17 protein-coding genes are annotated in these 21,127 nt (G+C 71.9%); 10 read left to right on the top strand and 7 right to left on the bottom strand.

Features of this window, described 5'->3' with window-relative positions; all coding sequences use genetic code 11:
• Positions 1-17 precede the first annotated feature (17 nt).
• The 3 genes from ACWD0F_RS42720 to ACWD0F_RS42710 form a co-directional block, all read right to left on the bottom strand.
• The gene (locus ACWD0F_RS42720; RefSeq protein WP_449887382.1) at positions 18-1,712 is read right to left on the bottom strand and encodes a fibronectin type III domain-containing protein; all 1,695 of its coding nucleotides are present in this window, start codon (positions 1,710-1,712) and stop codon (positions 18-20) included.
• A complete protein-coding gene (locus ACWD0F_RS42715; protein ID WP_449887380.1) occupies positions 1,709-3,265 on the bottom strand; it encodes a chitinase in 1,557 nt (518 codons plus the stop codon). Before ACWD0F_RS42715 ends, ACWD0F_RS42720 begins: the two co-directional genes overlap by 4 nt.
• A 291-nt stretch (positions 3,266-3,556) precedes the next feature.
• Positions 3,557-5,386 (bottom strand): M14 family zinc carboxypeptidase, encoded by a 1,830-nt coding sequence (locus ACWD0F_RS42710; protein ID WP_449887378.1) that lies wholly within the window; start codon positions 5,384-5,386, stop codon positions 3,557-3,559.
• Between the two features lie 210 nt (positions 5,387-5,596).
• Between ACWD0F_RS42710 and ACWD0F_RS42705 the strand changes: the two genes are divergently transcribed.
• Positions 5,597-5,833: an ABC transporter permease gene (locus ACWD0F_RS42705; RefSeq protein WP_449887376.1), complete on the top strand. Its 237-nt coding sequence runs from the start codon at positions 5,597-5,599 to the stop codon at positions 5,831-5,833.
• Complete coding sequence (locus tag ACWD0F_RS42700) at positions 5,830-7,416, top strand: CocE/NonD family hydrolase (RefSeq protein ID WP_449887374.1); 1,587 nt, start codon at positions 5,830-5,832, stop codon at positions 7,414-7,416. Before ACWD0F_RS42705 ends, ACWD0F_RS42700 begins: the two co-directional genes overlap by 4 nt.
• On the opposite strand, the gene ACWD0F_RS42695 is transcribed toward ACWD0F_RS42700, so the two are convergent.
• The 3 genes from ACWD0F_RS42695 to ACWD0F_RS42685 all read right to left on the bottom strand — a co-directional run bounded on the left by ACWD0F_RS42695 (position 7,389) and on the right by ACWD0F_RS42685 (position 12,673).
• Positions 7,389-10,496 (bottom strand): BTAD domain-containing putative transcriptional regulator, encoded by a 3,108-nt coding sequence (locus ACWD0F_RS42695; protein WP_449887372.1) that lies wholly within the window; start codon positions 10,494-10,496, stop codon positions 7,389-7,391. The genes ACWD0F_RS42700 and ACWD0F_RS42695 overlap by 28 nt on opposite strands.
• 180 nt (positions 10,497-10,676) lie before the next feature.
• Positions 10,677-11,285: a hypothetical protein gene (locus tag ACWD0F_RS42690; protein ID WP_449887370.1), complete on the bottom strand. Its 609-nt coding sequence runs from the start codon at positions 11,283-11,285 to the stop codon at positions 10,677-10,679.
• On the bottom strand, positions 11,282-12,673 hold the full coding sequence (locus ACWD0F_RS42685) for a selenium-binding protein SBP56-related protein (RefSeq protein ID WP_449887368.1): 1,392 nt from the start codon (positions 12,671-12,673) through the stop codon (positions 11,282-11,284). The genes ACWD0F_RS42690 and ACWD0F_RS42685 overlap by 4 nt, the downstream gene beginning before the upstream one ends.
• Positions 12,674-12,812: 139 nt before the next feature.
• Here ACWD0F_RS42685 and leuE point away from each other — a divergent pair, with 139 nt between their 5' ends.
• Both leuE and ACWD0F_RS42675 read left to right on the top strand, forming a co-directional pair.
• Positions 12,813-13,469 (top strand): leucine efflux protein LeuE, encoded by a 657-nt coding sequence (gene leuE / locus ACWD0F_RS42680; RefSeq protein ID WP_449887366.1) that lies wholly within the window; start codon positions 12,813-12,815, stop codon positions 13,467-13,469.
• Positions 13,470-13,683: 214 nt separating this feature from the next.
• Positions 13,684-14,325, top strand: coding sequence for a VC0807 family protein (locus tag ACWD0F_RS42675; RefSeq protein WP_449887364.1), 642 nt, complete (start codon positions 13,684-13,686; stop codon positions 14,323-14,325).
• Here ACWD0F_RS42675 and ACWD0F_RS42670 read toward each other — a convergent pair.
• A complete protein-coding gene (locus tag ACWD0F_RS42670) occupies positions 14,233-15,498 on the bottom strand; it encodes a sensor histidine kinase (RefSeq protein ID WP_449887363.1) in 1,266 nt (421 codons plus the stop codon). The genes ACWD0F_RS42675 and ACWD0F_RS42670 overlap by 93 nt on opposite strands.
• Positions 15,499-15,889: 391 nt before the next feature.
• On the opposite strand from ACWD0F_RS42670, the gene ACWD0F_RS42665 reads away from it, so the two are divergent.
• The 6 genes from ACWD0F_RS42665 to ACWD0F_RS42640 all read left to right on the top strand — a co-directional run bounded on the left by ACWD0F_RS42665 (position 15,890) and on the right by ACWD0F_RS42640 (position 21,126).
• The gene (locus ACWD0F_RS42665) at positions 15,890-16,507 is read left to right on the top strand and encodes a DedA family protein (protein WP_449887361.1); all 618 of its coding nucleotides are present in this window, start codon (positions 15,890-15,892) and stop codon (positions 16,505-16,507) included.
• Between the two features lie 39 nt (positions 16,508-16,546).
• A complete protein-coding gene (locus ACWD0F_RS42660) occupies positions 16,547-17,359 on the top strand; it encodes a DMT family transporter (RefSeq protein WP_449887359.1) in 813 nt (270 codons plus the stop codon).
• Positions 17,360-17,438: 79 nt separating this feature from the next.
• Complete coding sequence (locus tag ACWD0F_RS42655) at positions 17,439-18,668, top strand: glycosyltransferase (protein ID WP_449887357.1); 1,230 nt, start codon at positions 17,439-17,441, stop codon at positions 18,666-18,668.
• The gene (locus ACWD0F_RS42650) at positions 18,665-19,456 is read left to right on the top strand and encodes a DUF998 domain-containing protein (RefSeq protein ID WP_449887355.1); all 792 of its coding nucleotides are present in this window, start codon (positions 18,665-18,667) and stop codon (positions 19,454-19,456) included. Before ACWD0F_RS42655 ends, ACWD0F_RS42650 begins: the two co-directional genes overlap by 4 nt.
• A 69-nt stretch (positions 19,457-19,525) precedes the next feature.
• Positions 19,526-20,383, top strand: coding sequence for a cytochrome P450 (locus ACWD0F_RS42645; RefSeq protein ID WP_449887353.1), 858 nt, complete (start codon positions 19,526-19,528; stop codon positions 20,381-20,383).
• Complete coding sequence (locus ACWD0F_RS42640) at positions 20,380-21,126, top strand: isocitrate lyase/PEP mutase family protein (RefSeq protein ID WP_449887351.1); 747 nt, start codon at positions 20,380-20,382, stop codon at positions 21,124-21,126. Before ACWD0F_RS42645 ends, ACWD0F_RS42640 begins: the two co-directional genes overlap by 4 nt.
• Position 21,127 lies beyond the last annotated feature (1 nt).

Genomic DNA, 21,127 nt, shown 5'->3' with positions numbered 1-21,127 from the left:
GCGGGCCGCGGCGGGGGTCAGAAGCCCGCGGTGATCCTGGTGAACTCCCAGTCGGCCTGGGCGATGCCGCTGCAGTTGGAGACCACGCCGCCGCCCGGGCAGGGACGGTCGCGGTTGACGGCCCAGTACGCGAGCCGGGTCAGGCCATGGGAGTTGGCCCAGTCGCGGATCTGCGTCCAGGTGGAGGGTGAGGTGAGCTCCTGCTGGTCGGACAGGCCGTTCATGCCCGAGATGCCCATGTGGGCGTACGCCTGGGCGTCGGTCCAGCCGAAGGCGTTCTTGAGTGCGTTCTTCAGGCCCTCGGAGGCGTTGACGGTGTCCTGGTAGATGTTGGAGCCGCCGAAGTCGAACGGCATGATCGTGTAGTTGTCGATCGGCACGGCCAGCGCCCTGGCCTGGTTGATGAGCCGGACGCCATGCGCGTTCGGGCCCGAGGTGGTGGTGCCGAAGGTGACGACGACCTTGACGTTCGGGTTGTTCTGCTTGACGATCTTGAGGCCGTTCAGGATGCGGTCCTGGACGGTGTAGTTCTCGAACTCGTCGAAGTTCTCGATGTCGAAGTCCACGACGGCGGGGCCGACGGCGTTGATGACCTGCTGCACCGCGCCCGCGAACGCGGCCGGGGTGGCGCAGTTGGGGCCGAGCTTGTTGCCCTGCCAGCCGCCGAAGGAGATCTGGACGCTGCCGCCCTTGGACTTGATCGTGTTGATCGCCTGCTGGTCGGCGCCGCCGGTCAGCGCGCGGTTGCCGTCCCACGCGGGGGTGCAGCCGCCGCCGGACAGGATGAAGGCCATCGTGAACGACTTCACGCCGGTCGCATCCATGACCGTGCCGGGGTTGGGCGGGTTGCCCCAGCCCATGTAGAGGTAGGGCGCGCCGGGCATCTTGGTCGCCGTGCCGCATCCCGTCGTGGTGGCGGTGACGTCCCGGCCGGCCGACTCGCCCGCCGAGTTGTACGCCCGCACGCTGTAGGTGTGGGTCGTGCAGGCGCCGAGGCCGGAGATGGTCGTGCTGGTGCCGGTGACCTGGGCGCGCTGCGCCGCGCCTTCGTAGACGCGGTAGCCGGTCACGGTGCCCGAGGAGGCTCCCCAGCTCAGCGCGATGCTGGAGGCGGTGACCGACGTGCTGACCGTGCCGGGCTGGCCGGGGGCGCCGGTGCCGCCCGAGGTGGTCGCGGTGACGGAGTTGCTGACGCCGGAGAGGTTCCCGGCGGCGTCGCGGGCGCGGACCGTGTAGGTGTAGGCGGTCGAGGCGGCGCGGCCGGTGTCGGTGTAGGAGGTGCCCGTCACGGTGGTGACCAGGGTGCCGCCGCGGTAGACGTTGTAGCCGGTGACGCCCACGTTGTCGGTGGCGGCGTTCCAGGCCAGGGCGACGCTGCTGGAGGTGACGCCGGTGGAGCGGAGGTTGCCGGGCACGGAGGGCGCCGTGGTGTCGGTGCCGCCGCCCGTGGTGGGCTTCCAGAGGGCGGGCACGTTCGGCGGCTGCCAGTCGGGCTGGGAGGTGTGGCCCTGGAGGCACACGTAGTCGACGCCGTTGTAGGTGACGACCGCGCCGGTGGCGTACGCGGTCCAGGGGGCCCAGGCGGCGGCCAGCAGCCGGCTGGACTGCTGGGCCTCGCCGTAGGCGGCGGGGGCTCCGCCGGCGAGGCCGGCTCCGGTCAGGACGAGGGCTGTTCCGGCGAGTAACGCGGCGAGTTTTCTACGGAGTGTCATGGCATTCCCTGGAGGTGGGGCTTGACGGTCTTGGAGAACGACCAGTTGGTGCTCGCGTCCCAGTTGATGGACCACGTCATCGCGCCCCGGATGTCCGGATAGGCGCGCGGTGGCACGAAGGTCCCGCAGCTGGTCCGCTTGGCCAGGCAGTCGAGCGCCTGGTTGACGAGGGCGGGGGCGACGATGCCGCCGCCCGCCGCCCCTGGTCCGGCCGGCAGGCCCAGCGCCACCTGGTCGGGGCGCAGGCCGTTCTCCAGCTGGATGCAGGCCAGGGCGGTCATGAAGGTGACCGAACCCTGCGCGTACGCCTGGGCCTGGTCGCAGCCGAGCATGGAGCCGGAGTTGTAGAACTGGGTGTGGACGACCGTGAGGATGTCCTTGATGCTCAGGGCGAGCTTGAAGTACTCCATCCCGGTCGACTGCATGTCGATGGTCTGCGGGGCCATGGTGATGATCAGCCCGGAGCCGGCCTTCGCGCGCAGCGACCTCAGGGCCTGGGCCATGTAGGTGGCGTTGAGTCCGTTCTCCAGGTCGATGTCCACGCCGTCGAAGCCGTAGCTCCGCATGAGCGCGTACACCGTGTCGGCGAACGTCGCCGCCGCCGCGGCGCCGGCGACCTGCACGCGCCCGGCCTCGCCGCCGACCGACAGGATGACCTTCTTGCCGCGCTGGTGCAGGGCCTGCACGTCAGCCCTGAACTGGGCGTCGGTGTAGCCGCCCACGGCCGTGGCCAGGCCCGGGTCAAGGCCGAAGACGACCTCTCCCGGGGTGGCCGTGGCCTCGCCGAACGCGATCGCGATCAGGTCGTACTCGTTCGGCACGGCCGACAGCTTGAGCTCGGTGGCGGCGTTGACGAAGTTGTGCCAGTAGCCGGTCAGGATGTGCTTGGGCAGCGTCCCCGCCGGGCAGCCGGTGGTGGTCGCGGTCACCGCGTCCCCTGCCGACTCGCCCGCCGCGTTGTACGCCTTGACCGTGTACGTGTGCGTCTCGCACGAGCCGAGCCCGCCGATCGTGGCCGTCGTGCCCGTGACCGTGGCCTTGACAACCGAGCCCTCGTAGACGCGGTAGCCGGTCACCGTGCCCGCCGAGGCCCCCCAGGCGAGCGTGATCGCGGAGGCGGTCGTGGTGGCGGTGGCGGCGCCGGGCTTGCCGGGGACGCCGGTGGACGAGCCGCCGCAGGGAGCGCCGTTCAGGGTGCAGCCGGTGATGCCGGGGAAGTTGCCCGGGGCGCCGTTGAAGCCGAAGCTCGTGCCGGCGCCGGCCGCGAGCGGCCCGGCCCAGGCCGGTTGGGTGAAGGTGTAGTGCTGGCCGTTCCTCGACATGACCGCGTCCCAGGCGGACGGGATCGCGAAGCCGGCGGGGACGTCGAACTGCACGTTCCAGCCGTTCATGGGGGTGGTGGTGCCGTTGGTGACGGTGACCTTGCCCTCGAATCCGGAGCCCCAGTCGGAGACCTTGACGAAGGTCGCGGTGGCCGAGGCGGCCTGGGCGGGGAGGGCGATGAGGCTGAGTGCGAAGGTCGCTGACGCCAACAGGATCGCGCGAGCTTTCACGGGGTTCTTCCTTCGGGGGGTGGCGTGCCGTACGGCGTGCACCGGGGGGTGAGAGCGCAAGCCGTACGGCACGGGCCCGTGGAGGTGCGCACGGGCCTCTTCAGGGGACGAACGCGCGGTCGTTTCCTTGCGGAGGCTGTAAGGATTTGTCCGATTGATGATTACTTTTAGGAAAGTTTCCTAAGAGTTGCCGCGATCGTAGCTTTGACATCCCATGCTTACAAGACCCAAAACAAGGCTCCGCCGCCCAGGATTCGGGGTCCTGGACGGCGGAGGCGTGGCGGGCGGTCGTTACGGTTGCTGGGTGATCCGGACGTCGTCGACGCCGGCCTCCACCAGGGAGGCCCCGGAGGCGTCGGCCGCGTCGATGAGGATGCGGACCGTCTGGCCCGCGAAGGCGTTCAGGCTCGCCGTGGCCGTGGCCCAGGCGCCGTTGCGGTTGGCGGCGGATCCGGCCTGGTTGAGCACGGTGGTCGTGGTGCTGCCGACCACCCGGACCCTGAAGTAGTCGGCGCTGGAGGCGTTCGAGCCGTGCGCCAGGTACCAGGAGAGCGACAGGTTCAGCGCACCCGTGGCGGGCAGCGTGATCGGCGGCGACTGGATCGAGGTGACGCCGCCGTCGAGGTCGAAGTCACCGGCGGCGGAGCCCGCCTGGGCGCCGGTCACCAGGTCGTTCGTGCCGCTGACCGTGGTGCCGAGCTGCTTGGCCCCCGAGGACGTGGTCGCCGCCGGGTCACCGCGCTCCCACTGGCCCGTGGTGGCGGTGTCGGTCGCCGACGGGTTCGTGGTCCAGCCGGTGGCGGTCTCGAAGGTGTCGGAGTAGACGGTCAGCGGCGGGTTGCCGGTGCCGCAGTACTGCGCCTCCTTGCCGATGATCCGGTAGACGCAGTCGGAGTATTCGAGGAAGCGGAGCACGGCCTCCCTGTTGCGGGTGGTCTGCGGGACGATCTGCTCGTCCGGCGGATAGAAGCCGGGGCTGGAGCCGGTCGGGTACATCTCGAACGTGAAGCTGAAGATCTTGTAGACGCCCCACATCCAGTCGTCGATGGTCCCGTCGGTGATGTAGAGGTCGCTGGCCTGCTCGGGCGTGTAGTTGTTGGTCGAGGCCATGTTCTGGCCGAGTGTGGCGTGCGCGTCCCGGTCGTCCTGGGTCAGGCCGGGCCCGGTGTCGTTGAAGGTGTAGCCGTAGGGCCACAGGATCAGCTCGCTGTAGGTGTGCCAGTCGATGTGCGACTTGAGCTGCTGCACGCCGCCGACGACCCGGCTGCGCACCCAGTTGGCCGCCGCCTTGACCTCGGGGGCCGACTCGGCTGCCGCGCCGCGGTACGTCTCGCTGGAGGTCGTGCCCGAGGATCCGCCGCAGCAGCCCCAGTTGTAGGCCCAGTTGCGGTTCATGTCGGTGCCGACGGCCGAGGAGCCGGAGTTCGGCTGGCGGTTCTTGCGCCAGGAGCGGTAGCTGCCGGTGGCGATGTCGTACTCGCCGCCGTCCGGGTTGAGGTCCGGCATGATCCAGATCTCCCGGGAGTTCACCAGGTTCGTGATCCGGGAGTCGCTGCCGTAGTTGTCGGCGAGCAGGTGCATGATGTACAGCGCCATCTCGACCGTGAGGTGCTCGCGCGCGTGCTGGTGCGCGGTGAAGAGCACCTCGACCTCGTTCTCGTCCGCGGCCACGTTGTCGCTGATCTTGATCAGGCGCAGGGCCCGGCCCTCGTACGAGGTGCCGTACGTGGTCTGGCTGACGATGTTCGGATGGGCCGCGACCAGGGCGTTGATGTCCGCGGTCATCTCGGCGAAGTTGTGGTAGGCGGAGTCCGCCGGCGGGAAGTCAAGCGCCTCCACGGCGGACGGGGATGTCGGGCGTGGCTCCTCCGCCACCCGGTAGCCGAGCCGCCTGATGGCGGAGATCTCCGCTTCCGTGGCCGTGACCAGGACCGATTCCTTGGCGACCTCCTCGATGGCCGCGCCGGTGGCGGCGACGGCGCTGCGCTGCCGCGCGTCAGCCGGGCCCTCGACGCGGTACTGCTTGTTGGGTGGCGGTTCCGCGGTCGCTCCCGCTCCGGTCATACCGGTCAGGCTGATCAGGCTGAGGGCCGCGAGCAGGATGACAAAACGGTTTTTCACCTCGTCCTCCTCAGGCGCTCGGGATCGGGTGGTGACCGGCGCCTGAACCGAGAGTGAAGACCTTGCCCTCTTCCGCAAAGACCCAAATTTTCGGACCTGAGGTTTTGGTCGGGTGCGCCCGCTGACAGGTCGCTGCCAGGTGGATGCCAGGACGGCCCGGCACCGTTGCCGGCATGACGTACGCGATCGAAGCAGAAGGGCAGGGCAGCCGTGCTGCTGCCGCTCACCTTCGGCAGCAGCGCCTTCATCCCGGCCACTGACATGCCGGGCTGGCTGGCCTGGTGGCTGGGCGTCAACCCCGTCCCCCACCTGGCCGGCGCCCTGCGCGGGCTCCTGACCGGCGGCACGCACGTCTCCGACGTGTGGATCACGCTCGGCTGGACCGCCGCGCTGCTCACCCTTTTCGCCCCGCTTGCCCTGCGCGCCTACAACAGGAGAGTCCGATGATCGAGACCACTGAGACCATGACCACCCGCGACGGCGTCGAGCTGGTCGCGACGGTGTGGCGGCCGGACGAGCGCGGGCGCTTCCCCGTGCTGCTGTCGCGCACCCCCTACGGCCGGGCGCTCCTGGGCCCCGGCTTCCGCCTCGACGTGCCGCGCCTGGTCGCGGCCGGGTACGCGGTGGTCGCCCAGGACGTGCGCGGCACCGGCGGATCAGACGGCCGGTTCGCTTTCCTCAGCGGAGAGGCGGCGGACGGCTACGACGCGGTCCGGTGGGCGGCCACCCGGCCCTGGTCCGACGGAAATGTCGGCATGTACGGCGACTCCTACCTCGGGATCACCCAGCTCCTCGCCGCCCAGGAACGCCCCGAGGGCCTGAAGGCCATCGCCCCGCACGTCTCCCCCGCCGGCCTGTACGCATGTGTGTACCAGCCGGGCGGCGTGCCCAACCTCAACGTCATGCTCACCATCAGCGTGGTCGTGCTGGCCGTGAACGAGCTGGAGCGCCGCATCGCCCTGGGCACGGCCACGCCGCAGGACAGGGACGCCTATCTGGCGGCGATCGGCATGCCGGCCACGATCGGCGAGGTGCTGCACGAGCTGGCCGAGCGCCTGCCGCTGGACGACCAGCCGCTGCTGGCCGACCTCGTGCCCTTCTACGCGCCCTGGCTGGCCACCCCGGACCCGGCGGCCCCGCTGTGGCGCGGCGGAGTGGTCGACCATGCCGCCGTCGAGGTGCCCGCCCTGGTCAGCACCGGCTGGTACGACTACTTCCGCGACGGCTCCATCGAGCACTACGAGCGGTTGCGCGGCTCGTCGCGGCTGATCGTGGGCCCGTGGGCGCACACCTCGTACGAGCGGGACATCTGCGGGCGCGACTACGGCGACCACGCGAGCCAGGACGCCGTCGACTGGACCGGCGTGCACCTCGACTGGTTCGGCCACTGGCTGCGCGGCGCGCCACCGGCCGTCGAGGCGCCGGTGAAGATCTTCGTGATGGGCGACGACGCCTGGCGGGACGAGGACGCCTGGCCGCTCGCGCGGGCCCGGCACGTGCGGTACCACCTGGGCGTGGACGGCACGCTCGGCACCACGCCGGGCGCCGGCGGCGACGCCTCGTTCACCGCCGATCCGGGCGATCCGGTGCCCACGGTCGGCGGGGCGGTCATGATGTTCGACGCGTTCGGGCCGCTCGACCAGCGCCCGCTCGACGGGCGCGGCGACGTGCTGCGCCACCAGACCGAGCCGCTTGCGGCGCGGGTGGAGGTGACCGGGCCGGTCGAGCTGGTGGCGCTGGTCTCCTCGACGGCCGTGAGCGCGGACGTGACCGCCAAGCTGATCGACGTGCATCCCTCCGGGCGGGCCGAGCTGCTGACCGACGGCATCGTCCGGGTCACCGGGCTCGCTCCCGGTGAGGTGCGCGAGGTCACGGTGCCGCTCGGCGCGATCTCGAACGCGTTCCTGCCGGGACACCGGATCAGGGTCGACGTGGCCGGCTCGAACTTCCCCCGGTTCGGCGGGAATCCGGAGAAGGGGACCACCACGCTGCACGCCCCCTCCTACGTGGTGCTGCCGACCATCCCGTAGACCTCCGGCCCGGCCAGGGCCGCGCCCGCGGCGAAGCGCTCGCCGAAGCGTCCGTCGCCGAGCGCGGCCCTGGCCGCCGCCGCACCCCTCATGGTGTCGGAGGCCGTGTCGTGCGGCTCGACGGCCGACGACGCGCCGAAGAGCACGGCCGCCCGCTCCGGGTCGCCCGCGGCCAGCGCGGTCAGCGCGAACCCGGCCAGCACGGCGGAGCGCAGCGACCGGTCCGGGGCGGTGTCGCCGAGCCGGCCCAGGGCCTGGCGGTGCTGGTCGAGGGCGGCGTCCAGGTCACCGATCTCGGTCAGCGCCCGGCCGTAGGCGGTCCTGAGCGAGATGACGAGTTGCGGGAGCGCCGGCTCCCCGGCGAGCACGTCGAACAGGCCGCGGTAGATCTCCAGAGCCCGGTCCAGGTCGCCGCGGTGGCGGGCGTGCGCGGCCTCGGCCAGCCCGAGCTGCACCAGCGAGAACGCGGTGGTCTCCTCGCTCACACCGGCCCTGGCCCTGGCCAGATCCGCGCCGGCGGCGTCCAGGTCGCCGGCCCGCGCGCGCAGCTCGGCCAGCCTGATCAGCGTGGAGATGAGCTCGTCGGCGCTGATCCACGCGTTGGTGAGACCCCGGGCCTCGGCGACCAGGTCGTCGGTCGGCGCGCCCCGGGCGGCCCGCAGCGAGGCCAGGTTCAGCAGCGCCTCGCTCAGGCCCCATCGGTCGCCGAGCTTCCTGAACCCGGCCACCGACCGTTCGAGCTGCTCCTCGGTGCGGCGCGAGCCGCCGATCATGAGGGCGGAGCTGGACAACCAGGGATCGTCGCTGCCGGCATAGCCGTCGAGCAGCTCGACGGCGAACTCGTCTCGGCCGGCCGCGGCGGCCATCATGGCCCGGCTGATCCGCAACAACGGATGCAGGGGCCCCTCCCGCTCGGCGGTCTCGACCACCCGGTCCATCCGCTCGGACAGCTCACGCATGGCGGCCTTGTCGTTGATCAACGAGCCGAACCTGTCCACCCCGGACGCGAACATGCAGGCCGTGTAGGCCGCCGCCAGTCCCGGAGGCGGCGTCCGGCCGGCCAGGTCGAGCACCTGATTGGCCCAGACCGCGCTCTCCCGCCGGTAGCCGCACATCCACCAGTACCAGTTCAGCGCCCCGCACAACCGCAGCGCCAGCGCCACGTCCCGCTCGTCCAGGGCCCAGCGCAGCGCGGCGGCGCAGTCGTCGCGCTCGGCGGCCAGCCGCTCGATCCAGCCGATCTGCGCGGCGGTCCGCAGCTCGGGAACCGCCCGCTCGGCCACGTCGAGCAGGTGCCAGGCGTGCCGCCGCCGGTACTCGCCGACCTCGCCCGCCTCCGCCAGCCGGTCCAGGGCGTAGGCGCGGATGGTCTCCAGCATGGCGTAGCGGCCTTCGGACGAGACCTGGACCAGCGACTTGTCGGCCAGCGCGCCCAGCACGCCGGCCGTGCCGCCGCACACCGCCTCCACGGCCTCCAGCGTGGCCCCGCCCGCGAACACCGCCAGCCGTCTGGCCAGCACCCGCTCCTCGTCACCGAGCAGGTCCCAGCTCCACTCCACGACCGCTCTCAACGTCTGCTGGCGCGGCAGCGCGGTCCTGCTGCCGCCGGTGAGGAGCGTGAACCGGTCGTCGATCCGGTCGGCGAGCTGCCGGGGCGTCATGGTGCGCAGGCGGGCCGCCGCCAGCTCGATCGCCAGCGGCATGCCGTCCAGCCTGCGGCAGAGCTCCACGACGGCGGCCACGTTGGCGTCGTCGATCACGAAGGCGGGCCGGGCGGCGGTGGCGCGGTCGAGGAGCAGCCGGACCGACGGATATCGGGCGGCCTGCTCGGGGCCCGCGCCGACGGGCGGCGGCTCCAGCGGCGGGACGGGGGCGAGATGCTCGCCGGGCAGGCTCAGCGGCTCCCTGCTGGTGGCCAGCACGCGCACGGCCGGGCACTCGGTGAGCAGCCGCTCGGCCAGCAGGGCGGCGGCGGCGATCACGTGCTCGCAGTTGTCCAGCACGAGCAGCGCGGGCCGGTCCGCGAGCGCCTCGGCGACCTGCCCGACCGGGTCGGCCTGGTCGGCCCCGTCGGCTCGGCCGAAGGGCGGGCGGCCGTCGCGCACCCCGAGCGCGTCCAGCACGGCCCCGGGCACGTCGGCGGCATCGCGTACGGGAGCCAGCTCGACCATCCAGACCCCGCCGTCGCCGCCGGACCGGAGGGCCACCTCGGTGGCCAGCCTGGTCTTGCCCGCGCCGCCGGGGCCGACGAGCGTGACGATCCTGGCCCGGCCGAGCAGGGTGGCGAGCTGGTCCAGCTCGGTCTCACGCCCGATGAAGCTGGTGCGCGGAGCACGGACGTTCCCCACCCGCCGCCCGCTCCCGGCCGATGGGCGGGACGGAAGGTCTCCGGAGAGCACGGCCAGGTGGGCGGCCCGCAGCTCCTGGCCCGGGTCGACGCCGAGCTCGTCGGCGAGCCTGCGCCTGGTGTGCTCGAACAGCTCCAGCGCCTCCGCCTGCCGGCCGGCCGCCGCGAGCGCGCGCATGGTCAGCGCCCCGAGCCGCTCACGCAGGGGATGCGCCGCCGCCTCGGCGGACAGGTCCACCGGCGATCCGGCCGCCAGCCGGGCCTCGGCCAGCGCCTCCACGGCGGACAACCGCTCCTCCTCCAGGGCGGCCGCCGCGTTCGCCAGGCGCGGCACGGAGGTCAGATCGGCCAGCGCCGCTCCGCGCCAGAGCGCCAGCGCGGGCTCCAGCGTCCGCCGCCCGCGCGCCAGCCGCCGGAACAGCAGCGCGTCCACCTCGTCGGCGGCCAGGTCGAGCATGTATCCCCCGGGCCTGCTCCCCACCACGGGTCCGCGCGCCGGCACCTCGTACGGCCGCAGCACCGCCCGTAACCGCCTGACCAGCGTCTGCAGCGCGTTGGCCGCGTTGGCGGGCGGATCATCCGGCCACAGACCGTCGATCAGCCGCTCGGCGGTGACGGTCCGGCCCGCTTCGAGCGCCAGCAGGGCCAGCAGCGCCCGCAGCCGGAGTCCGCCGACCGCGATCGGCGCGCCGTCGCCCTCGACCTCCAGGGGGCCCAGGATGGATATCCGCACACATCCCATCCTGCCCTGCCGCTCGGAGGGCACGGTCCGCGCAGCCACCCCTAGCCACGCGAACCGCACTCACCCCAAAAGGCGAACCCGCCTTACGAGCGCACCGCCAGCCACGGTACGAGCAGCGGGTCCCTCTATATTCATGGTAAACCACTAGGGATTATCGGTAAACCCCCAGATTCATACGCGTACCAGTGTCACGACCCCGGCGACGACGAGAGCCGCCGCCCACATACGGTCCACGTTGAACCAGGCCCGGCGGAGCACCGTCAGCCCGGCCACCTCATAGACGATCACGGCGATCGTGCCCGCCACCAGGAACATGGCCAGCGTGTGGTAGATCGCCACGGCCAGGCCGCCCGACACCGCGTGCCCAGCATGGCCGGGCACGCCGTCCGCGTGCAGCCCGGTGAAGACGGGCAGGAGCATCAGCCCGGCGCCGTGCGCCGACGACATCAGGAACGACCAGCCGGCCAGTTGCCAGAGCGACAACCGCATCCCCACCCAGCGGAAATGCCGGGACGACAACAACCGCCACAGGCCGAAGGCCACCAGCACCACCCCGCCGCCGATCGACAGGACGGTGCCGGTGACGAGCGAGCCGGTGCCGGCCACGACGAGCGCCACCAGGGCCACCGAGGCCAGGTGGCCCAGGGCGATGGCCGGGATCGACTGCAGGAGCCGGTCCCTGCTGCGCTCCTGCAGACCGCGGGCCACGGCGAAGAGCCAGCCCATGGCCGGGTTCAGGCCGTGGAAGGCGCCGAGCGCGAGCACCGCGGCGAGGGTCACGGATAGCAGTAGGAGTCGGAGGAGGCGTCGCCACCCTGCAGGCGCACCTGGTGGGGGCGCAGACCGCGGAAGTCCGCGCCGTGCGGGAAGAAGCGGGTGTCGAAGGCGAACGCGTCCGTGTCGACCTTCGCCATCCAGGCGCCGACCCCGTCGGGGTAGAACTGGTCGTCCCAGGCGCCGTAGAGGGAGTTGGTCAGGTAGACGCGGCTGCCGTCGCGGCTGACCTCGACCATCTGCGGGCCGCCGCGCAGCGCGAGCCCCGGCTCGGCCGGATGGGACTCCTGCCGGACGATGCCGCCGATCCGCAACGAGCCGAGCTCGACCGGATGGTACGGATCGGAGACGTCATACTGCTTGAGCTCGCCCGTGCCCCAGCAGGAGACGTAGAGCCGCTGGTCGTCCACCGACAGGGCGATGTCGGTCACCAGCGGCGGGACCGCGCCGAACGGCTGGAGCAGCGGCGGCAGGCGGTCGGTGTCGGCCGGTTCTGCGGGGATGGAGATGACCTTGCGGACCTGCCAGCGGCCGTTCTCGTGGAACCAGGTCCAGACCGAGGCCGACAGGTCCTCGACGCTGACGGCCACCCCGACGAAGCCGTACAGGCGGGTCGGGTCGTGGGCGGGGCGCAGCTCCAGCGGCATCTGGTACTGGTCGCCCAGGTCCACCTCCTGGACGTGGGCCCGCTTCCGGAGGTCCCAGAAGTGCAGCTTGTGGCCATATTTCCGGCCGAGCAGCAGCTCCCCTACGATCCCGTCCTCGATCATGGACGGCGTCCCCCACTCCGAGGAGACCAGCACGTCGTGGTTGATGTGCCACCAGAAGTCGTAGGCCAGATATTGGGGCCCCCGATCCAGCTCCCACTGCCCGATCACCTCGAACGAGGTGTGGTCGAGCACCGCGATGCCGCCCGGCCCGTCGTTGCCGTCGGCGCCGCCGATCGCGGACACGTACAGGCCCTCGGGGCCGCAGTGGACGGTGTGCGGCCGCGAGTAGCCGGCGCGCGCCGCCAGCGTCTCCGCGTCGATGACCTTGACCAGCTCGGGGCTGATCCGGTCCTTGGTGTCGTAGATGTGGATGCGCGAGGAACGCAGCCCGGGCACGACGAGGTAGCGGCGCTCGACGTGCGGATGCGGCGCGTTGGGGCACAGGGCGCTGCTGCACGCGTTCCAGCCGAAGTGGTGCAGCTCGTCACCGGTGCCCGGCAGGTCCGTCCAGCCCACCACCGTGCCGTAGCCGGCGGAGGACGGGTCCGTGTCCAGCACCGCCAGCGCGTCCGGCCGGGCGGCGGCCCGATCGAAGGCGGCGACGTAGGCCAGCTTCTCGGTCGGGGCGGCGGCGGCGTCCCGAGGTGACGGGTAGAACGTGGGATCGGGAGTCCAGAGAGTCATCTTTCCAGATATAGACCGATTCCCTACACGGTCAATAGGTATTGATCTTCCCGCTGAGTCGATCAAGCGCGGCCGGATCCTCGGCACACATCACGAGATACCGTTATATGTCACCAGTTCTTCTCCAGGAGCAAGCGGCATGTTCTTCGGTATCACGGATTTCTGGGCCTACGTCGTCGGCGCCTTTCTGATCATCCTGCTGCCCGGCCCGAACTCCCTGTACGTCCTCACCTTCGCCGCCCGGAACGGCGTGCGCCAGGGCTACCGGGCGGCCGCGGGCGTCTTCGTCGGCGACACCGTGCTGATGGTCCTGGCCGCGGCCGGCGCCGCGTCGCTGCTCCGCTCGAACGCGCTGCTCTTCACCATCGTCAAGTACGCGGGCGCCGCCTACCTGGCCTGGATCGGCTTCCAGATGATCAGGGGCGCCATCGCCGCCTGGCGCACGAGGGCCGTGGCCACCTCGGAAGAGAAGGAAGAGCCGGCCGAGCGCCAGGCCCGCCCGTTCCGCAAGGCCCTGACGATCAGCCTGCTGAACCCGAAGGCGATCCTGTTCTTCGTCTCCTTCTTCATCCAGTTCGTGGACCCGGCCTATCCCGCTCCCGCGCTGCCCTTCCTCATCCTCGGCGCGGTGATCCAGATTTTCAGCTTCCTCTACCTGACCGCGCTCATCTTCGGCGGCACCTTCCTGGCGGCCCAGTTCAGCCTGCACCGCAAGCTCAGCGCCGGGCTGACCTCGGGCGTCGGCGCCGTCTTCCTGGGCTTCGGCGCGAAACTGGCCACCACGTCACTCGGTTGAAAGCCAGGTTCAAGGCTCTGCTGATTTGGTTGGCAACAGATGGAACGCGTCAAAAGAGGCAGTCGCATCGACCCGCCTCGGGTACGGTAGGCCACCGGCGTGCCGCCCGGGACGACGGTGCGACCGCGTCGGTTACAGCGAGCGGTCCATCTGGAAAGCCTGGTCCCCCGAACCCCGGGTAGACGCTGGTCGTCGGCCTATCTGCGGAGCAGCCTTGAATCACTCTCCGGTCACTCTCCCACGCCTCACCGCCCTCGCCCGGCAGGCGGCACCCCGCCTGCTCGAAGGCGTCGTGGCACCGCTGGCGGTCTTCTATCTCGCCATGATGCTCCTCGGTTTCAAGGGGGCGCTCGTCGCGACGGTCGCCTGGGTCTACATCGGAGTGGCCTGGCGGCTGGTCAGGCGGGTCAAGGTGCCCGCGACGATGTATCTGGCCATGTTCGCGATCACCGTCCGCGCCCTCGTGGGGTTCTGGACCGGCACGTGGATGTGGTTCTTCATCCAGCCCGAGATGGGCACGATCTGCATCAGCATCGCCTTCCTCGCCTCCGTCCGGCTCAACAAGCCGATCGTGCAGAAGCTGACGCTCGACTACATCCATCTGCCCTCGGCGGTGCTCAAGCACGAGCGGGTGCGCCGGTTCTTCGCCAGGATCACGCTGTTGTGGGCGTTCGTGCTGCTGATGAACTCGACGTTGAGCATCCTGCTGGCGGTCTACGAGTCGTTCGCCGGGTCGCTGGGCGCGTTCATGGTGTTGCGGACCTCAGCGGTGGCCGTGATCAGCGGGACGGCGATCGTGTTCTCGATCTTCGCCTTCAAGCGCGTCCTGCGCCGGCTGCACGTCGCCCACTCCTGACCGCCCGCCGCCCGGACCTCTTTCTGACGATCCCTCCCCCGGAAGCTCGACGGCCAGCTCGAAGCCGCCCTCCGCAGGACCGGCGCGCAGCGTGCCGCCCGCCAGCCGGACGCGCTCCCGCAGACCCGCCAGCCCCAGGCCGCCGCGGCGCGCCGTGGGCCGGGAGCGCGGCGGCCCGTTGCGGACCACCACGCGGTGCGCGGCGACCGACACCCGCACGGGCGCGCCGGGGGCGTGCTTGGCGGCGTTCGTGATGCCCTCCTGCACCACCGCGCGGGCCAGCTCCGGCACCGCGCCGGGGGCCAGGTCGAGGGTGATCGACATGCCGGACTCGCCGGCCCGCCGCACCACCTCGGCCACGTCCTCGTCCACCGGGGACAGCGGCGCCGCGTCGGAGTCGTCGCGCAGCAGCCCGATGATCTGGCGCAGCCGCTCCGTGGCCTCCGCCGCGGCCAGCCGCAACTCGCCGGCCGCCCGCACCTGAGCCCCGTCCAGCCCGGGAGCCAGCTCCAGCCCCGCGGCCCGGACCGCGATCAGAGCCAGGTCGTGGCCGAGCGAGTCGTGCATGTCCCGCGCGATCCTGGCCCGCTCCCGCAGCCGGGCCTGCGCCTCGGCCGACACCCCGGCCTGCCGCCGTTGCTGCAGCAGCCGGCGCCGCAGCAGCCCGAGCAGGTACGGCACGAGATAGGTGCCCACCAGCCCGCTGGCCATGGAGACCCACAGGGCCAGGTCGCCGCCCCCGGCCAGCACCACGGCCACGCCCACGGCCGAGATCAGGCCGAACGTCGCCGGCGCCGGCCAGATCCGGCTCAGGCGGCGGCCGGTGAGGTAGGCGTACCAGATGATGAACGGCGACGTGGCGAGCAGCGGAAAGATCTTGACGTCGCGCCGGGGCAACAACCAGCTCAGGTCCACGGTCGCGAAGCCGTCGCTGAACCGCCACGGCCCGAGCGGCAGCAGCAACACCAGCGCGGCCAGTGGCCGGTGCCTGCCGACCAGCACCGCCGCCCCCGCCAGCGCGAGCCTGGGCACGGTCAGCAGGGTGAACCCGGCCGGGTCCCGGAGCGGATCGGGCCCCATGGCGGCGACGGAGACGCCGAGCACGATCCAGAGCAGCAGATCGTAGACCACCTGGCGGCGGCTCTCCCGGCGGGGCAGGCGCGGACGTTGCACGGCACCGACGTTATCCGCCGCGCGGACGAGGCGGTCCCGTCCTCAGGCAGGAGCCGACCCTGACGAAGGTCAGGGTGGGGCGGAACCGACCAGCGCGGTGGTGCTAGCCCCACCGCGAAAGCGCCTACCCGCCCTGCTGTGCCGGCCTGCGAAAAGCGATGGGATCAAGGGTGTCATCCAGAGGTCGCGCGCCTGACCCCGACGAAAGTCGGGGGTGCCGCGTGCCGATCGACCGATGTGCCGTGACCTGCGGGGTTTCTACCTTGCAGGGGTACCGGCCCTGATCCACGTAAGGGAAGGGCCCGCGTTCGACCGGGGGCATCCCCGATGTCCCCGGACAGCGCGCACCGACACGCTGAGTGGGTGCCCTAAACGATCGGAGTACACGCTTATGTCGCACACCATCCTGGACCTGGTCCAGCAGATGATGTCGTCGCCCTGGTTGTACGTGGCGCTGTTCGCCCTCGCCCTGCTCGACGGGTTCTTCCCCATCGTGCCGGCCGAGACGTCGGTGATCACGGCGGCGGTCTTCGCCGCGTCGGGCGAGACGAACCTGGCCCTGGTCATCGTGGTCGCGGCATTGGGCGCCTTCGCCGGCGACCACGTCTCCTACCTGATCGGCAAGAAGTCGGGCGGCAGACTGCGCGGCAAGAAGGCGTTCGTCTGGGCGGGCAACGCGCTGGCGGAGCGGGGTGGCCTCGTCCTCATCGCGGCCAGATACATCCCGGGCGGCCGGACCGCGACCACGCTGACCATGGGCGCGGTACGCCATCCACTGCGCTCGTTCACCTTCTTCGACGCGATCGCCGCCGGCTCGTGGGGACTGTACTCCGGGCTGATCGGCTTCTTCGGCGGAATGGCCTTCGAGAACGACCCGATCAAGGGCCTGCTGCTCGGCCTGGGCATCGCGCTGTCCGTCACGGGCGTCGTGGAGCTCGTGCGCTGGCTGCGGAAGCGAGCCGCCATCCAGCCTTCTCCGGAACGTCTTCCGGTGGACACGTCCGTTTGACCCTGCCTGGTAACACCATCCGTTGGGAGAGGAGTGCGCATGACTGTGCTGGCCGCGGTGATCGCCTTGGTCGGTTCGCTGTTCTTCGCGCTCGGAGCCGCTCTGCAGCAGTTCGAGGCGGCCGGGTCCGCCAAGCCCGGCTTCCTGGCCCTGCTGCGCAGGCCGCGCTGGCTGTTCGGTGGCCTCTCGATCCTGGCGGGTGGCGGCCTGCACATCGTCGCGCTCGGGCTCGGCCCGCTGACCGTCGTCCAGCCGATGGGCGTGGCCAGCCTGCTCTTCGCCCTGCCCCTCGCCGCCACGCTGCACGGCCGCAAGCCCTCCCGCAGGGAGCTCGGCGCGGCGGCCGTGGTGGCCGCCGGGCTGATCGGGCTGGTCCTGCTGGTGCCCGAGTCCGACGGTCCCACCCACCTCAGCCCCAACGGCGTGCTCACCCTGCTCGGGGTGTCCGGCGTCGCGGCGGTGCTGCTGTGGGCCGGCTCGAAGGCGGCCTCGCCCGCGGGCCGGGCCGCGCTGCTGGCGACCAGCTCCGGCGTGCTGTACGGCGCCACCGCCACCCTCATGCGCGTGCTGGTGGACGGCGGCTGGAACTGGTGGTACCTGCTGGCGCTCCCGGTGCCCGCGCTGCTGGCGCTGATGATGCTGCAGCGGGCCTACGCCGTCGGGCACTTCGGCGTCTCCTTCGCTTCCCTGCAGATCGCCGACCCGCTGACAGCGGTGGCGTTCGGCGCGCTGCTGCTCGGCGAGCCGGTGCCGACCGGGATCGCGCCGATCGCGGCGGCGGCGCTGACCGCCGTGGGCACCGTGGCCCTGGCCCGCACCAGCCCTCTGGAGGCCCGCAACGAAGCCGCGTGATCTGACCTGATTCGTCCTTGCCTGTTCGTCCGCCGGCCCTCCCCCAGCCGGTTCCCCTTGTGAATTCGGAGTCACCGTCATGGCCATGCCCCTGCACACCGTCCGCGACCGTACCGGCCTCGTCCCCGTCCCTAACGCCGCTCCCGCCCCCGAACGACCACGCCGGGTGCTGATCTCGACCGACACCTATCCCCCTGACGTGAACGGCGCCGCCTACTTCACCCACCGCCTGGCCACGGGCCTGGCCGCGCGCGGCAACGAGGTGCACGTGGTCTGCCAGTCGGAGCTCGGCCCGGCCGGCGCCGACGTGGTGGACGGCGTGGTCGTGCACCGGCTGCGCTCCGCGCCGCTGCTGGTCCATCCCACGATGCGGGTCACCGTCCCCACCAGGCTCGACCGGCTGGTCGCCGGCATCGGCCCCGACGTGCTGCACACCCAGGGGCACTTCGTGGTCGGCCGGGCCGCGATCGCCGCCGCCCGCCGCGCCGGGGTGCCGGTCGTGGCCACCAACCACTTCATGCCCGACAACCTCTTCCAGTTCGGCCACATCCCGGAGCGGCTGCGCACCGGCGCGGGCCGGCTGGCCTGGCGCGACTTCAGCCGGATCTTCAACCGGGCCGACCGCATCACGACCCCGACGCCGCTGGCCGCCCGCCTCCTGGCCGAGCAGGGCTTCGACCGCTACGTGGAGCCCGTCTCCTGCGGGATCGACCTGACCAGGTTCCACCCGCACGCCGAGCCCAAGGCGTGGGCGCGCAAGATGTTCGACCTGCCGGACCGGCCCACCATCCTGTTCGTCGGGCGCCTGGACGAGGAGAAGCACCTCGACGAGATCGTCCGCGCGCTGCCTCTCGTGCTCAACGAGACCGACGCCCAGGTCGCCTTCGTCGGCAAGGGCAACCAGCGGGAGGTGCTGGAGAAGCTGGCGCGGCGCATCGGCGTGAGCGAGCGGGTGTTCTTCCTCGGCTTCGTGCCCGACGAGAAGATGCCGCAGGCGTACGCCGCCGCCGACGTGTTCGCCATGCCGGGCGTCGCCGAGCTGCAGAGCATCGCCACGCTGGAGGCCATGGCCACGGGGCTGCCCGTCGTGGCCGCCGACGCGATGGCGCTGCCGCACCTGGTGGAGGGGAACGGCTTCCTGTACCAGCCGCGTGACGTGGTCGCGCTGAGCAGGCTGCTGACGCTCGTCCTCACCGACGACGCCCTGCGGAGCAGGCTCGGCAAGGCCAGCAGGGACCTGGCGCTCACCCACGACGACCAGTCGTCGCTCGCCCGCTTCGAGGCGATCTACGACGAGGTGGCCCGATGAGCCCGCTGCCCAGCGCCCAGGGCGCGGCGGCCGACCCCGCGGCCGGTTCGAGCGTCGGCACAGGCGTCGGCACAGCGGTCGGCACGGTGGCCTGCACGGGGGCGTCCGCGGTGGCGCTGGCTTACGCGGAGCTGGCGCTGCCCACGCAGCCGCTGCTCAGCCACTACGCGCTGGTGCCCGGCGGGCTGATGCCCGTGCTGATCGGAATGCTGGCGCTGGCGGCGGCGTGCCTGTTCCTGGCGTACGGTCTGGCGGTGAGGGACCCGGCGCGCACCGCCGCCACGCGGGTCATGTTGCTGGCCGGGGCGGCGGGGCTGATGCTGAGCGCGATCTTCCCCACCAATCCCATCAACTCGGACATCGGCACGCTCTCCGGAGAGATCCACCGCTGGGGCGCGGCTCTCTTCTTCACCGCGTTGCCGGTCGCCGGCTGGACGCTGGCCAGGGGCCGGGCCGCGGCGACCCGGTGGAACGCGGTCAGGGCCGTCAGCGTGACCTCCACCGTGACACTCGTGATCTACCTGGCGGCGCATCCCGCCTCCTTCACCTCGGACCTGCTGAACGGCGGTGCCTACTACGGGCTGCTGGAGCGCGGCGTCGTGCTGGTGGAGATGGTGCTCATCGCGGCCATGGCCCTGGCGGCCCACCTGGACAGGCCCACTGTGCGAAACGCTGCGCGGGCCGGGGTGCGGGCCGGGGTGCGGCCTGAGGTGCGGAGCGAGGTGCCGTCCGGGGCGCCCGTCGCCGAGACCACCGAGCCCGGCCGTCCGGAACGCCTCGTAGCCTGACCCCCGGCATACTTCGGCCCCCGGCATACTTCGGCCCACGACGAACAGAGTGCGCTCTAGCCTGCGGACATGCCCATCACACGCCACGCGCAAGCCCAGGCGGTCCTCGCCGACAGCAGGTACGTGCCCCCTCCCGTACGCCAGGACGGCAGGACGGGAACGCTCGCCTGGCTCCGCGCGCACGTGTCCCGGTTCAGCGCCGGTGAGACCCACGCGCGCCGCCGCCACCTGGTCGTCGAGCGGCTGGCCACGGTGGACGCCGCCGAGCTGAGAGCGGCGGCCAGGGCCATGACCAGGGAACGGGACGGGCACTGGCGGGGCGTCCCCACGGCCGTGCTGGGAGCCGCGCTCGGGGTGGCCGACACGAGCGCCGTACCCGCAGCCGCGGCCGGCTACCTGTCAGGCGACGAGAGCCCCGAAGCCGACGCCGCCGTCGCCACGCTGCTCGGCCTGGCCGACCTTCCGGCGATCACGCTGCTCCTGCAAGGGCACGCCGCCACGGAGGCGCTGATCGAAACCGCGCTCACCCACGTACGGCACGGCGACGATGCGACCGCGCTCCCCCACACACGACACGAGGACGAGACCGCACTCACCCACGGACACGGGGACATCGCGACCGCGCTCCCCGGCGCACGACACGGCGGCGACGTCGACGCGCTGCTGCGCGAGACCCTCAGGCAGGACCCGCCGCTCAAGGCCACCCGCAGGCTGGACACGCGGACCGGCACGGAGGTGACGATCGACCTGGTGGCGGTCAACCGCGACCCGGACGTGTTCGTGCGGCCCGAGCGGTTCGAGCCGGATCGGGGCGACACTCCGCACCTGACCTTCGGCGCCGGCCTGCGACCCTGCCCCGCGCCCGCCCACGCGCTCGCCCTCGCGGCGGGCGTACTCGAAGCCCTGCTCGACGGGAGCCCCCGATGACCTTCCACGACCTGCACCGCCCCGGCGACCCGCTGCTGCTGCCGAACGCCTGGGACTACGGCTCCGCCGCGCTCCTGGCCGCGCGGGGCTTCCCGGCCATCGGCACGACCAGCCTCGGCGTGGCCGCCGCTTCCGGCAGGCCGGACGCGGCCGGCGCGACCCGGGCCGAGACCATCGAGCTGGCCGAGACCGTCAAGGATCTGGGCGTGCTGGTGACCGTGGACGTGGAGGGCGGGTTCAGCGACGATCCCGCCGAGGTGTCCGACCTGGTCGCGAGCCTGGCGGCGCTCGGGGTGGCCGGGGTCAACCTGGAGGACGGCCGCCCCGACGGCACGCTGCGGCCGATCGCACTGCACCAGCGGATCATCGAGGCCGCCAAGGGGCACGGGGTGTTCGTCAACGCCCGTACCGACACGTGCTGGCTGCGGACCGGCGACACGCGGGACCGCGTCCGCGCCTACGGCCACGCCGACGGCGTCTTCGTGCCGGGGCTGAGCGATCTGGGCGAGATCGCGGCGGTGGCGGCGAGCACGCCGCTGCCGCTCAACGTGCTCTACCAGCCTGGCGGCCCCACGCTGGCCGAGCTCGCCGGGGCGGGCGTGGCCAGGGTGAGCACGGGCTCGCTGCTCTACCGGGCGGCGCTCCAGGGAGCGCTGGCGACGGTGCTCGGCATCCGGGGAGAACCGACCCCTCAACTGCCGACATACGCCGAAATAACCGCGATGTTGCCGCGGCCGCGATAAT

Source organism: Nonomuraea sp. NPDC002799 (assembly GCF_053592075.1).
This window is presented reverse-complemented; position numbering and strand designations above follow the sequence as displayed.

Excerpts from the sequence above, each read along its gene's own strand:
- ACWD0F_RS42720 (WP_449887382.1), bottom strand. The coding sequence starts at position 1,712 with ATGACACTCCGTAGAAAACTCGCCGCGTTACTCGCCGGAACAGCCCTC.
- ACWD0F_RS42700 (WP_449887374.1), top strand. The coding sequence starts at position 5,830 with ATGATCGAGACCACTGAGACCATGACCACCCGCGACGGCGTCGAGCTG.
- ACWD0F_RS42685 (WP_449887368.1), bottom strand. The coding sequence starts at position 12,673 with ATGACTCTCTGGACTCCCGATCCCACGTTCTACCCGTCACCTCGGGAC.
- leuE (WP_449887366.1), top strand. The coding sequence starts at position 12,813 with ATGTTCTTCGGTATCACGGATTTCTGGGCCTACGTCGTCGGCGCCTTT.
- ACWD0F_RS42665 (WP_449887361.1), top strand. The coding sequence starts at position 15,890 with ATGTCGCACACCATCCTGGACCTGGTCCAGCAGATGATGTCGTCGCCC.
- ACWD0F_RS42660 (WP_449887359.1), top strand. The coding sequence starts at position 16,547 with ATGACTGTGCTGGCCGCGGTGATCGCCTTGGTCGGTTCGCTGTTCTTC.
- ACWD0F_RS42655 (WP_449887357.1), top strand. The coding sequence starts at position 17,439 with ATGGCCATGCCCCTGCACACCGTCCGCGACCGTACCGGCCTCGTCCCC.
- ACWD0F_RS42650 (WP_449887355.1), top strand. The coding sequence starts at position 18,665 with ATGAGCCCGCTGCCCAGCGCCCAGGGCGCGGCGGCCGACCCCGCGGCC.
- ACWD0F_RS42645 (WP_449887353.1), top strand. The coding sequence starts at position 19,526 with ATGCCCATCACACGCCACGCGCAAGCCCAGGCGGTCCTCGCCGACAGC.
- ACWD0F_RS42640 (WP_449887351.1), top strand. The coding sequence starts at position 20,380 with ATGACCTTCCACGACCTGCACCGCCCCGGCGACCCGCTGCTGCTGCCG.